The 12294-nt window shown below is 67.6% G+C and carries 8 protein-coding genes and 3 pseudogenes; 5 read left to right on the forward strand and 6 right to left on the reverse strand.

Annotated elements, in window-relative coordinates; all coding sequences use genetic code 11:
- Positions 1-336 precede the first annotated feature (336 nt).
- Entirely contained in the window at positions 337-723 is a 387-nt protein-coding gene (locus tag ACP4E5_RS01630; RefSeq protein ID WP_425824859.1) for a BlaI/MecI/CopY family transcriptional regulator, read from the forward strand.
- 48 nt (positions 724-771) lie between these two features.
- Entirely contained in the window at positions 772-1680 is a 909-nt protein-coding gene (locus ACP4E5_RS01635; protein WP_425824860.1) for a M56 family metallopeptidase, read from the forward strand.
- Here ACP4E5_RS01635 and ACP4E5_RS01640 read toward each other — a convergent pair.
- Positions 1677-2913 (reverse strand): annotated as a pseudogene (locus ACP4E5_RS01640) (RNA-guided endonuclease InsQ/TnpB family protein). The gene ACP4E5_RS01635 and the pseudogene ACP4E5_RS01640 overlap by 4 nt on opposite strands.
- Before the next feature lie 581 nt (positions 2914-3494).
- On the opposite strand from ACP4E5_RS01640, the gene ACP4E5_RS01645 reads away from it, so the two are divergent.
- Positions 3495-4883, forward strand: a complete 1389-nt coding sequence (locus tag ACP4E5_RS01645; protein ID WP_425824861.1) for an amino acid permease — start codon at positions 3495-3497, stop codon at positions 4881-4883.
- Between the two features lie 581 nt (positions 4884-5464).
- Here ACP4E5_RS01645 and tnpA read toward each other — a convergent pair.
- Positions 5465-5893, reverse strand: a complete 429-nt coding sequence (gene tnpA, locus ACP4E5_RS01650; RefSeq protein ID WP_425824862.1) for an IS200/IS605 family transposase — start codon at positions 5891-5893, stop codon at positions 5465-5467.
- 116 nt (positions 5894-6009) lie between these two features.
- Between tnpA and ACP4E5_RS01655 the strand changes: the two are divergent.
- Positions 6010-6602, forward strand: a pseudogene (locus tag ACP4E5_RS01655) (IS701 family transposase); the annotation flags it as partial.
- A 163-nt stretch (positions 6603-6765) separates the two neighbouring features.
- Here the strand turns inward: ACP4E5_RS01655 and acs are convergent.
- Both acs and ACP4E5_RS01665 read right to left on the reverse strand, forming a co-directional pair.
- Positions 6766-8778 carry an acetate--CoA ligase gene (gene acs / locus ACP4E5_RS01660; protein WP_425824863.1) on the reverse strand — a complete coding sequence of 671 codons (2013 nt, stop codon included), beginning with the start codon at positions 8776-8778 and terminating at the stop codon, positions 6766-6768.
- Positions 8775-9047 carry a hypothetical protein gene (locus ACP4E5_RS01665; protein WP_425824864.1) on the reverse strand — a complete coding sequence of 91 codons (273 nt, stop codon included), beginning with the start codon at positions 9045-9047 and terminating at the stop codon, positions 8775-8777. Before ACP4E5_RS01665 ends, acs begins: the two co-directional genes overlap by 4 nt.
- A gap of 634 nt (positions 9048-9681) precedes the next feature.
- Here ACP4E5_RS01665 and ACP4E5_RS01670 point away from each other — a divergent pair.
- Positions 9682-10880, forward strand: a protein-coding gene (locus ACP4E5_RS01670) for an IS3 family transposase (RefSeq protein ID WP_425824865.1) whose coding sequence is annotated in 2 segments (ribosomal slippage) — positions 9682-9970 and positions 9970-10880 — 1200 coding nt in all. Because the reading frame shifts where the segments join, the coding sequence is not laid out codon by codon here.
- A 29-nt stretch (positions 10881-10909) separates the two neighbouring features.
- On the opposite strand, the pseudogene ACP4E5_RS01675 reads toward ACP4E5_RS01670, so the two are convergent.
- Both ACP4E5_RS01675 and trhA read right to left on the reverse strand, forming a co-directional pair.
- Positions 10910-11405: pseudogene (locus ACP4E5_RS01675) on the reverse strand (transposase family protein); the annotation flags it as partial.
- Positions 11406-11606: 201 nt separating this feature from the next.
- Entirely contained in the window at positions 11607-12290 is a 684-nt protein-coding gene (gene trhA, locus ACP4E5_RS01680) for a PAQR family membrane homeostasis protein TrhA (protein ID WP_425824866.1), read from the reverse strand.
- Between the last annotated feature and the right edge of the window lie 4 nt (positions 12291-12294).

Below are 12294 nucleotides of genomic sequence, written 5' to 3' on the forward strand. Positions count from 1 at the left end.
CGACGAACGCGTTGAAGGCGTCCTTGGCGACGAACTGCAGCCGCCAGGCGATGGAGGGGCGCAGGCCACGGCGAACGGAGCGCCATCACGGTGCGCCGTGACCACCAGCCGGGCGGTCGGCAAGGTGCAGCCGACCAGAGACAGGACGAGTGGCGCCCGCCATCGGGGGCCGGAGTGTCGGGGGACGTAACCGGAGGGCTCGGGCATCAGGCATCCTTGACAGGGCTGTGCGGTCGCGGAAACGCCCTGGGCGCTGGGGCCACTGAACGTACCGTATCTTCTATGCGCGAATAGAAGATACGGTGAGCGTAGACGACTCATACCGGGAGGGCGAAATTGGGCGCTCAGGAAGAACTGCCGGGCCCAGAGGGCCGGCGCCGCGCGAACGGCGCCCTGGAGGGCGAGATCCTCACCGTCCTGCACGCCGCCGGTCAGCCCCTGACACCCGGCGAGGTCTGCGAACGCCTCACCCGTTCCCCCGCGCACACCACGGTGGCCACGACTCTGGCACGCCTCCAGACCCGCGGCCTGCTGGAACGCTCACCCCGAGGGCGCAGCTACACCTACGCACCAGTCGCGGACGAGTCCGGTCTGACCGCACGACACATGCACACGGTCATGACTCAGGGGCAGGACCGCACGTCGGTCCTCACGCACTTCGTGGGCGAGCTGTCGGACGACGACGAAGAACTCCTGCGGGCCCTGCTGGGCAGCGGCGAGTAGAGGGCAACCGTGCGCCCCGCCCTGTACTTGCCTTTGCTGCTTCCCGCCGTGGGAGCCTTCGCCGCCGGCCCCCTCGCCCGGCGGATGAACCCGCGCCCGGCCACCTGGCTCCTCACCACCGCCGCCCTGATCCTGGCAGGCTCCAGCACTCTGGTCCTAGGGCTGCTCACCGTCTCCGGACTGGCCCGTATCCCACTGGTGGAATCACTGAAGGGCTATTCCCCCGAGGCCGTCGCCCGCCACGACCCGACCGCCTGGCCGGCGGCCGTGGCCGCGGGCATCCTGCTCGTGCTCGTGACCGCCGCCACCGCGCGCCTGGCCGTGCGCCGGGCCGGCGCACTGTGGTCGGCGGCGCTCGACGCCGCGTGCCTGCCCGGACCCGGCACTGTTGTCGTCACCGAGGACCACGGCCCGCACGCCTACGCCGTTCCCGGACTGCCCGGCCGCATCGTGATCTCCCACGGCATGCTCGACGCCCTCGGCCCCGCCGGCCGCGAGATCCTGTTGGCGCACGAATACGCCCACCTGCGCCACCACCACTACGCCTTCGTGTCTCTGACTCACTTGTGCGCTGCGGCCAACCCCCTGCTTCGACCGCTGGCCAACACCGTGGCGTACACCGTGGAACGGTGGGCCGACGAACAAGCCGCCGAGGACACCGGCAACCGGCGGGCGGTCGCCGAGACCGTCGCGAGAGCCGCCGTCGCCACCAAGCGCAGCCACCAGAGCGGGCGGTATGTGCCGGCCGTTGCCCTAGGCCTGCTCGACCGTGCGGTCGGTCCGGGGACAGTGCCTCGACGGGTGGCCGCGTTGCTCCAGCCCCCGCCACGCAGCCGACCTCTCCTTCTGCTGGCCACCGGCACTCTCCTGCTGGCTGGCAGCCTGTGCGCATTCGAAGCGGCACACGCCCTGCACGAGTTCCTGGAACTGGCCCATGCGTCAACGACCCGGGGCTAAAGTCCTGGGCTTGCACAACGGGCGCCACTGGCTGTGGTGCTGCGTTTGCGTCCGGTCCCCCGCCGTGGTTTTCGGCGTGGGCCTGGGGCGGTTGACTGCACCCCGCGTCGCCACAACACTTCGCCGCGCTGGCGAATGTTGCGGGAGCTGTTCCGGTCTGCGTGATCAACGAATCCACAGGACCGGCACGCGAACCAGGCCTGGGAGACCCGGTTCGCTTTGTCTACGTGACTGCATTCGGCGCACGTGCGCGAGGTGTACGCCGGATCGACGTGCACCACCGGCACCCCTGCTATGCGGGCCTTGTACGCGATGAAATCTCCGAGCTGGGCGAAGGACCAGCAGGAGTGGGTGGCCCGTTGGGGCTTGCGAAGCCGTACCCGATCACGGATCCCTGTCAAATCTTCCAGGGCGATTCCGCGACCGGTGCGTGTCGCCTCGGCCACCACATGTTTCGCGATCTTGTGGTTGATGTCCTTGGCCCGCCGGGCCTCCTTGCGCCGCCGCTTCTTCAAGCGGCGCTTGGCCGACGGGGTGTTCTTGCGCTGCAGTTTCGTCCGCAAACCACGCTCGCGGGACCGGCCGCGGTTCAGCTGCCGCCCGGCCATGATCTCGCCGTCCGACGTGGTCGCGATGTTCACAATCCCCAGGTCCAGGCCGAGGAACTGGGTTGCGCCGGTGTTCAGTTCGGCCTCGAGGATCTCACAGGTGGCGTTCAAGAACCACATGCCGTCGCGGTACAGCAGGTCCGACTCACCCTTGCGGTAGCGGGCCAGTCGCTCCAGGTGCTCGGGGGAGACGGTGAACGCCACACCTTTGACCCGACCCTCAAGCGTCCAGATGGAAACGGTGCGGTCCTCCATCTGCCAGGACAGCATCCGGTCGTCATAGGGCTGTGCGCCCTCGGGCCGGAAGGCCACCGGCTTCTCCACCGCCCGCCGGTAGCGCTTGGAGAAGGGCTTGCCGAGGTTCCCGGCTGCCAGGTTCGCCTCGAGGGTCGTATACGCGTCACATCTTCTTGATGACGTGCTGGGCCGCCTGCGCGCCCAGCCCCCACCGCTCCTTGACCTGGGCGTAAGTGTGCTTGCGCAAGGCGTAGACGAACTTCTCGTCCTGTTCGAAAGCGACCTCGGAAACCCAGGTCGCCGCCACGTTGCACGTATGCAGGGTTGCCTCAAGTGCCGCCGCCTGCACGGGCGTCGGGAGCAACTTCACCTGCACGGCCAACTTCACCCACCCGACGCTACACACCCACCCATGCCCCGGCATTCGAACGCCGAATATTCCTCACCGGACTCTCCGAGCCGGCCCTCCTGAGACCGCTCCGCGCCCCACGCTGCTGCGGTGCTCCACACCGCTACAACGGGATGCGATCCTTCCCGGGCAGGACCGCGACCGAGATTCTTTCGTAGTGCATCGGTCGTCAGGTCGGGGGAAGCGAGTCTTCTGTTCTGGCGCTGAGAGCACGACGAGTAGATCGCCTTCCCCCGCCGCTACCTCCCCGAAGGCAGCATGGACGAGATCTGCCTCGAGCTCCCGGACAGTGCCCCGCACTACCCAACGCCACCAACAAGCCGACCAGTTGACCGGCTGCACCGTCCGACGGGACGCCATCCTTCGCGGCTAGCGTACCCGGCTGCCGCGAAGTCCCGCCCCGTTGGGGACCCATACCAAGTTCGTGAACCGCACCCGGTTGCGCACGATCGGTCACCAAACGTGACACTGACGTCCGAATAGCAGGCGTTTATATCCTCTTTCAAGATATATAAACCAGAATGTCGCCCTCTGTGTCCCCCCAGTGAACAGGCAGCACGATGACCCCGACGGACACGCAGCCAAAGCAGCCCGGCGAGACTCCGGAGCTCCAGCACACCCTCAAGCAGCGCCATCTCTCGATGATCGCGCTCGGTGGCGTGATCGGTGCCGGCCTCTTCGTGGGCTCCGGCGCCGGCATCGCCGCCTCGGGCCCCGCGATCGTCCTCCTCTTCGCGGGCGCCGGCTTCATGGTCATGCTGATCATGCGGATGCTCGGCGAGATGTCCGCGGCCCGCCCGGCCTCCGGCTCCTTCTCCGTGCAGGCAGAGCGGGAGCTGGGCCCGTGGTCCGGCTTCATGTCCGGCTGGACGTACTGGATCATGCTCTGCGTCGGCGTCGCCTCCGAGGCGGTAGCGGCCGGCGCCTACGCCGAGAATCTCATCGGACTGCTGCCCGCACAGGCGTGGATGGCCCTGTTCATGGCCTTCTTCTGCTTCACCAACCTGGCCGCGGTGAAGAACTTCGGCGAACTGGAGTTCTGGTTCGCCGCCCTCAAGGTCGGCGCGATCGTGGCCTTCCTGATCCTGGGCGTCCTCGGCATCTGCGGTGTCATCGGCGACGCCCCCGGCATGGACAACCTCACCGGCCACGGCGGCTTCTTCCCTACCGGCATGTCAGGACTGGCCGCCGGTGTGCTCACCGCCGTCTTCGCCTACGGCGGTCTGGAGACCGTCACCATCGCCGCCGCCGAGTCCGACGACCCGGTCGGCAACGTCGCCCGCGCCGTCCGCACCGCCGTCTGGCGCATCGCGATCTTCTACGTCGGCTCGATGGCGGTCGTCGTCACCCTGGTTCCCTGGGATTCCCCGGCCCTCGCCACCGACGGCCCGTACGTCGCCGTCCTCGACGAGCTCGGCATCCCCGCCGCCGGCAAGATCATGCAGGCCGTCGTCCTGGTCGCACTGCTCTCCGCGATGAACGCCAACATCTACGGCGCCTCCCGCATGTCGCACTCGCTCGCGCTGCGCGGCGAGGGACCGGCCTTCCTGCGCAAGATCGTCAAGGGGGTGCCGATGTCGGCGGTCATGGCGTCCTGCGCTTTCGGCTTCTTCGCCGTCGTACTGAACATGGTCTCGCCGGACAAGGTGTTCACCTGGCTGATGAACACCACCAGCGTCGCGATCCTGATCGTGTGGACCCTCACCTGCGTCACCCAGCTGAGGATGCGCCGCCGCCTGGAGCGCGAGGCACCCGAGCTGCTCGTGGTGAAGATGTGGGGCTTCCCGTACCTCACTTATCTCGTCCTGGTTGCGATCGCGGGCATCTTCGTGGTGCTCGCCTCCACCCCTGACGGCCGTGATCAGCTGCTCGTCTCGGCCGTGATCTTCGGGGCGCTGGCGATCAGCGGCGTGGTGCGCGTGCGGCGACGGAGGCGCGCGGCTCACTGAGAGCATCCGCCAGTAGGGCGTGAGCCGGGGCCGTCAGATGCGGGGCCTGGCGGGCCAACTGCCCAAGCAGAGGGCGTAGCAGGCTGCGCTCGGGTGTGGGGTCGGGATCCTGCAGGGAAAATTGGACAAACTAGATATATAGGATGGTCCCGCTTACGCTTTGGTGAGCAACGTGTGTGTTCTTGTTGACTTTGGTTTGCGACGACGTGGTCAATGAGGGTGGATGCGGGCGGTCCGGGGGTGCGACTCCGGTGCCGTTGCTTTCCGGGCGTGAGTGCCCCGCCGGCGATGGCATCGGCGGGGCACTCACGTGTCGGGGGCGGGGTCCGGGTTCGGTTCTGTCGGCCCGCGTATGTGCATACTGTGGCCCGCCCGTCTGTGGACCCACTTACGGGGTCAACTCTGCGCAGGCATCCAACACTCCGGCCGCAAGCGCAACCGGCGCCGCGAGCTGGACCTCAAGCTGCGGCGCAGACTTCAGCATGATCTAGCGAGGAACCCCGGGTGTTCACGCCCGGGAGGAATCGCTTCCTTGGGTAAGCGGCGCGGAGCGCCGCAGCAGTGGGCCGCAGGCGAATGCCTCACTCCGAGCGCTTCTGGTTTTCGATGTACTCCTTGACCACCGCCAAGGGTGCGCCACCGCATGAGGCGGCGAAGTAGGACGGGGACCAGAAGTGGTCTGCCCACTGGTACGTGCGGATGTGCTCGGGGAACTCCTGGCGGAGCCTGCGGGCGGATACGCCCTTGAGGGAGCCGACGAGGCGGGACAGGGCGACCTTGGGCGGATAGTGCACGAGCAGGTGCACGTGGTCCTTCTCGCCGTTGAATTCGACCAGCTCCGCGCCGAAGTCGGCACAGACGTCACGCATGACGTCCTCGCAACGGCGAAGAATCTCGCCGGTGAAGGGTCCGCGCCGGTACTTCGGTGTGAAGACCAAGTGGGCGTGGAGGGTGTAGATGACTGTTCTTCCCCTGCGGATGCTGGGGTTTGGTTCCCATCGAGGTGACATAGATCAATGCTAAAGTGAACGGCGTGAAGACCGTCGTGCAGGTGAAGCTCGTGCCGGACGCCGTGCAGGCGTCCGCGCTGGAGCGCACCCTGCGCGCGGTCAACGACGCTGCCTGCTGGGTGACCGCGGACGCCGCCTACGGCTTCAGTAAGGGCTGGCGGTTCGAGCTCGAGCAGGCGGACGTCTTCCACGTCATGGCCACCACGAGGCACGACACCGTAGTTACCCGCTGGGCACTCGACCATCCCGTCCACGACCTGTTCACCGGCCTGCCGCGGCAGAAGTGGAAACGCCGGTCCTGCGGCGCGGGAGCCCACGGGCAACGCATCTACGACTGGGCACGCGTCGAAGTCCGCCCCTGGCACCGCGAAGACCGCCGGCACTGGGTGCTCGCCCGCCGCAGCGTTAGCCGGCCCGATCAGATCTCCTACTACATCGCCTATTGCCCCGCCGACACCACGCTGGACGAGGTGATCCGCATCGCCGGAAGCAGGTGGGCGGTCGAGGAATGCTTCCAGACGGCGAAGCAGGAATGCGGCCTGGGCGACTACCAAGTCCGCCGCTACCCCGGCTGGCACCGTCACATGACTCTCGCCATGGCTGCCACGCCTGCCTGACCGTCCTGCGGGCCCGAGAGCTCGACACGGACAAAGCAGAAACGGATCCTCCCAGCTCATCCACCTCAGCCTCGCCGAAATACGACGCCTGACCACCTGCCTCACACACCGCCGACCACCCCACATCGACCACATCCTGCACTGGTCCTACTGGCGCCGCCGACGACAACACCAAGCCCGCATCAGCCACTACAAACGACGCGGGCACACACCACCAGAAACTGCCCAGCCATCAGGACAAAGGCCGTTGCAGTACTAAACATCAAGCTCATTGCCGGTGGGGGCGGATGGTGTTGCCAGTTTTGACTGGATGAGGTGCATGAGGGAGGGGTCATCGAGTGTGGTGACGTCGCCCACCGCCCGGTTCTCCGCGACGTCGCGCAGCAGGCGGCGCATGATCTTGCCGGAGCGCGTGTAGGGGACCGAGGCCAGTGGCAGGATCCGCTTGGGCTTGGCGATCGGGCCGAGAGCGGTGCCCACGTGGGCGCGGAGGTCCGCCACCAGCGACTCGTCCTCCGCGTTCGCGCTGCCGCGCAGGATCACGAAGGCGACGATCGCCTGACCGGTCGTCTCGTCGGCGGCGCCGACCACGGCGGCCTCGGCGACGGCAGGGTGCGAGACGAGCGCCGACTCGACCTCGGTGGTCGAGATGTTGTGCCCGGAGACGAGCATGACGTCGTCGACCCGGCCGAGCAGCCAGATGTCGCCGTCCTCGTCCTTCTTGGCGCCGTCACCGGCGAAGTACGTGCCCTCGAAGCGGGACCAGTACGTGTCGATGAACCGCTGGTCGTCGCCCCAGATGGTGCGCAGCATGGAGGGCCACGGCTCGGTGAGGGCCAGGTTGCCACCGCCGCCGTTCGGCACCTCGTTGCCCTCGTCGTCGAGGACGGTCGCGGAGATGCCGGGCAGCGCGCGCTGGGCGGAGCCCGGCTTGGCCTCGGTGACGCCCGGCAGCGGCGAGATCATGATCGCGCCGGTCTCGGTCTGCCACCAGGTGTCCACGACGGGGCACTTGTCGGCGCCGAAGTTCTTCCGGTACCAGACCCAGGCCTCGGGGTTGATCGGCTCGCCCACGGAACCGAGCACGCGCAGGCTGCTCAGGTCGTACTTCGCGGGGATGTCGTCGCCCCACTTCATGAACGTACGGATGAGGGTGGGCGCCGTGTAGAGGATCGTGACGCCGTACTTCTGCACGATCTCGGAGATGCGGCCCTGGTGCGGGGTGTCCGGGGTGCCCTCGTAGATGACCTGCGTCGCGCCGTTCGAGAGCGGGCCGTACGTGATGTACGAGTGGCCGGTGACCCAGCCGATGTCGGCGGTGCACCAGTAGACGTCGGTCTCCGGCTTGAGGTCGAAGACGGCGTGGTGCGTGTAGCTGGCCTGTGTCAGGTAGCCGCCGGAGGTGTGCAGGATGCCCTTCGGCTTACCCGTCGTACCCGACGTGTACAGGATGAAGAGCGGCTGCTCGGCGTCGAAGGCCTCGGGCGTGTGCTCGGCGGACTGGCGGCCGACGAGGTCGTGCCACCAGACGTCGCGGCCCTCGGTCCACTCCACGTCCTGCTCGGTGCGGCGCACGACGAGGACCTTCTCGACGCCGTCCACGCGGCTGACCGCCTCGTCGACGGCCGGCTTGAGCGCGGACGGCTTGCCGCGCCGGTAGCCGCCGTCGGAGGTGATGACGACCTTGGCGTCGGCGTCCTCGATGCGCTTGGCGATGGCGTCGGCCGAGAAGCCGCCGAAGACGACGGAGTGCGCGGCGCCGATGCGCGCGCAGGCGAGCATCGAGATGACGGCTTCCGGGATCATCGGCAGGTAGACCGCGACCCGGTCCCCGGTCCGAACTCCCAGCTCTGTCAGGGCGTTCGCGGCCCGGCTGACCTCGTCCTTGAGCTCGGCGTAGGTGATCGCGCGGTTGTCGCCGGGCTCGCCCTCGAAGTGGATCGCGACGCGGTCGCCGTTCCCCGCTTCCACGTGGCGGTCGACGCAGTTGTACGCGACGTTGAGCTTGCCGTCCTTGAACCACTTGGCGAACGGCGGGTTCGACCAGTCGAGGGTCTCGGTCGGCTCGGTGTCCCAAGTGAGGCGGCGGGCCTGCTCGGCCCAGAAACCGAGCCGGTCAGCCTTGGCCTGCTCGTACGCCTCGGCCGTGACGTTGGCGTTCGCGGCCAGGTCAGCGGGCGGCGCGAAGCGTCGCTCCTCTTTCAAGAGGTTGGCCAGGAAGCGGCCTCGGCCCCGCGCATTCTGTGGGGCTTGTTCCGACGTTGTCATTCCGTTACCTCATTCAGACATGCCAGTTCCGCCAGACGCGTCACTGCGTGCGCGATGTTGGTGGCGAAGCCCGGCGCGATCCGGCCTGCGGCGAGGCCGGTGATCTCGTACCTGTGTGTGATCTTCGTGCCGCCGCCAGGCAGCGTCGACCACCTTCCGGCTTCCACCGGGGTCAGGTGGTGCAGGGCCTGCAGGTGTGCGGCTTCGCCGATGCGGGCGCGGTAGGCGAACCCCGTTCCTTCTGCAATATCGGTGAGCGCGATAGGCATGGGGGGTTCTCCCCGGGGCGTCACCGTGCCTTCCGCTCCTGAGCGGAACGGACCGTTTAACGTGGCCTCTGTTATTGCCCAGTCCCACAAGGGCCATTGATCGCAGTGGGTGTACAGCGGCCAGATCGACTCGCTGGCGGCATCGGTCCAGAACGAATACTCGTACTTCCACATTCAGTGGCTCACCCTTCTCCTGGGAAGCACTGCACGGCAGACGAGCGGCTGGACGGCGTCAAGGGACTTTCCAGCGTCCCTGCGCTGATGCCTGCCCAGAGCGAGTGCCTACCAAGATCATCTTGGCGTGTACGTCGCGCCCTGCGCCAAGGGCTAAAGCCCTTGGTCTCGGGGCCTTTGGGTCAATGTTGTGACCCTGTTGGCGATCTTGCCGGGGGTGCTGACAGTTCGCCTGTTCGGCAGTTCCCTGGAGTGAGGCGGGGTGGTTCCGGGGAGAGGGCCGGAGATGTCCTTCCGGGCCAGGAGTTACCAACGGATCCCGGCGCGAACGGTGTTGATGCTGATACAGGACCGGCTGGATGTGGTGTTCAAGGACGAGGAGTTCGATGACCTGGGGCATTCCCCTGAAAGCTGGACACCGTAGACACTGGATCTGAGGATCCGGGAGAACGGAGTCCCTGTGGGGATGAAGCACTACCCCGCCGAGTTCAAGGCGGACGCGGTCGCGCTGTGCCAGTCGCGGCCCGGGACGACGATCAAGGAGATCGCCGCCGATCTGGACATCAACCCGGAGACACTGCGGAACTGGCTGCGGGCGGCCGGCGACGGCGGACGCCGGGCCGGGAAGACCACCCCGGCGGTGCCGGTGACGGGGCTGGAGGCCGAGCTCGCCGCGGCGCGCAAGCGCATCGCGGAGCTGGAGATGGAGCGGGAGATCCTGCGCCGGGCGGCCAAGTATTTCGCCGGGGAGACGCGCTCGTGAACCGCTTCCAGTTCGTTGCCGACTTCAAGCGCCGTTTCGGCGTCAAGCGGTTGTGTTCGGTGCTCGATATCGCGCGCTCGAGCTTCTACCACTGGGTCAAGGCCGCACCGGGCCGGGCGGCGAGAGTGGCGGCCGAGGACGAACTCGCCGCCCGAATACGCACAGTCCACCAGGACTCCGACGGCACCTACGGCTCCCCGCGGGTCACCGCAGAACTCCGCGAGAACGGCGAGCACGTCAACCACAAGCGCGTCGAGCGCCCCATGCGCCGGCGCCGCATCGTCGGCATCCGCCTGCGCAAGAAGCACCGCACCACCATCGCGGACCCGGCCGCCGCGAAGGCACCGGACCTGATCGGACGGGACTTCACCGCCGAGTACCCGAACACCAAATACGTCGGCGACATCACCTACCTGCCGGTCAGCGGCGCGAAACCGCTCTACCTCGCCACCGTCATCGACCTGTGCTCACGCCGCCTGGCGGGCTGGGCGATCGCCGATCACATGCGGGCCGAGCTCGTCATCGACGCCCTGGCGGCCGCCGAGCGGACCCGCGGCAGCCTGGCCGGCGCGATCTTCCACGCCGACCACGGAGCCCAGTACACCAGCCGGGCCTTCGCCGAAGCCTGCAGGTCAGCAGGCGTGCACAGGAGCATGAGCGCGGTCGGCAGCAGCGCGGACAACGCCGCCGCCGAGTCGTTCAACGCGTCCCTGAAACGGGAGACACCCAAGGGCGCGAGGGCATGGCCATCGGCGCATCAGACCCGCCTCGACACCTTCCGCTGGGCCGGCCGCTACAACACCCGACGCCGCCACTCCCGTCTCGGACAACAGAGCCCGATCGCCTACGAACACCACCTTGACGAACCATCAACTACCCTGCCGCAAGCGGCATAAGACGTGTCCAGCTTTCAAGGGGAAGCCCCGGCTTCGATGATCCCGTGCTGCCGCGCGGCGGTGAGGTCGTGCGTGGAGCCGGGCAGAGCGGGCGAGGCCCAGAGCAGTCGTCCGAACGGATCGGTAAGGACCTGGACGTTCATGCCATGGCGCTTTATGTTTCCCGGAGTAGTACGGGGTGTCGGCGGCGATCCGGTCGATCGGCAACAGAGTGCCGTCGAGGATGACGAACGTCTTCACCCCGATCGTCTTCATCGCCTCGGCCAGTGACGGGGCGAGGGCGGCAAGGATGTCGACGGCCTCGCGTATGTACCGGAAGACGGTTGCGATCCCGATGCCGAATCCGGCCGCGAGCTGGGCGTAGGTGTCACCGCACCGCAGGTGGGCCAGGGCCAGGAGGGCCTGCCGCGCTGCGGGAAGCCGCCGCCACCGCGTGCCGATCTCCTTCCGCCGGGCGGTCAGTTGCCCGGCGAGGAAGCGCAGAGTGCGAGTGGACAGATCGATAGACGACGGGTAGACAAGCACGCGAAGCTCCTGGCGGACACGGGTGATCTTGGTCGAGAACCCGTCTACCAGGAGCTTCGTCGTTACGCAGGACCGTCCAACTCGTGGTCAGCACCGCCAGCTTGGAGAAGGCTGACTGTCAATATTATTCAGGAGGGCGTGAAAGAGGGCATGAAAAAGGCCGCGACGAGAAGCCGCGGCCAGGTGGAGGGGAGGGGGGGGTCAGCCGTGCTGGTACGCGACCAGCGAGATGGCGACGTAGTGCACGACGAACGCCGCGAGGGTGAGCGAGTGGAAGACCTCATGGAAGCCGAACCAGCGCGGGGAGGGGTTCGGGCGCTTGATGCCGTAGATGACGCCGCCCGCGCTGTAGAGCAGTCCGCCGACGATCACGAGGACGAGCACCGCGATGCCGCCCGTGCGCATGAAGTCCGGCAGGAAGAAGACGGCGGCCCAGCCCATCGCGATGTAGCACGGCGTGTAGAGCCAGCGCGGGGCGCCGACCCAGAACACGCGGAAGATGATGCCCGCCGCGGCGGCCCCCCAGATGCCCCACAGCAGCCACTGCCCCTTGGCGTCGGGCAGCAGCAACACCGTTAGCGGCGTGTACGTGCCGGCGATGATCAGGAAGATGTTCGCGTGGTCGAGGCGGCGCAGGATTCCGCCCGCGCGCGGCCCCCAGTTCCCCAGGTGGTAGAGCGCGCTGACGCCGAACAGCAGGCAGGCGGTCAGCACGAAGATGGCGCACGCGATCCGGCCGCGCGTCGAGTCCGCGAGTGCCGTGAGGAAGAGGCCCGAGATCAGCACGGCGGGGAACATGCCCGCGTGCAGCCAGCCGCGCAGTCTTGGCTTCAGCACGGAGGGCTGGGCTGCTGGGGCTTCGGGCTGCTCGGTGGCGACGCTCATCCCC

The organism is Streptomyces fractus (assembly GCF_049844455.1).
Taxonomy (GTDB): domain Bacteria; phylum Actinomycetota; class Actinomycetes; order Streptomycetales; family Streptomycetaceae; genus Streptomyces; species Streptomyces fractus.

Coding starts and splice junctions, on each gene's coding strand:
- acs (WP_425824863.1), bottom strand. CDS start 8,778: ATGACAACGTCGGAACAAGCCCCACAGAATGCGCGGGGCCGAGGCCGC.
- ACP4E5_RS01665 (WP_425824864.1), bottom strand. CDS start 9,047: ATGCCTATCGCGCTCACCGATATTGCAGAAGGAACGGGGTTCGCCTAC.
- ACP4E5_RS01645 (WP_425824861.1), top strand. CDS start 3,495: ATGACCCCGACGGACACGCAGCCAAAGCAGCCCGGCGAGACTCCGGAG.
- trhA (WP_425824866.1), bottom strand. CDS start 12,290: ATGAGCGTCGCCACCGAGCAGCCCGAAGCCCCAGCAGCCCAGCCCTCC.
- tnpA (WP_425824862.1), bottom strand. CDS start 5,893: ATGTCACCTCGATGGGAACCAAACCCCAGCATCCGCAGGGGAAGAACA.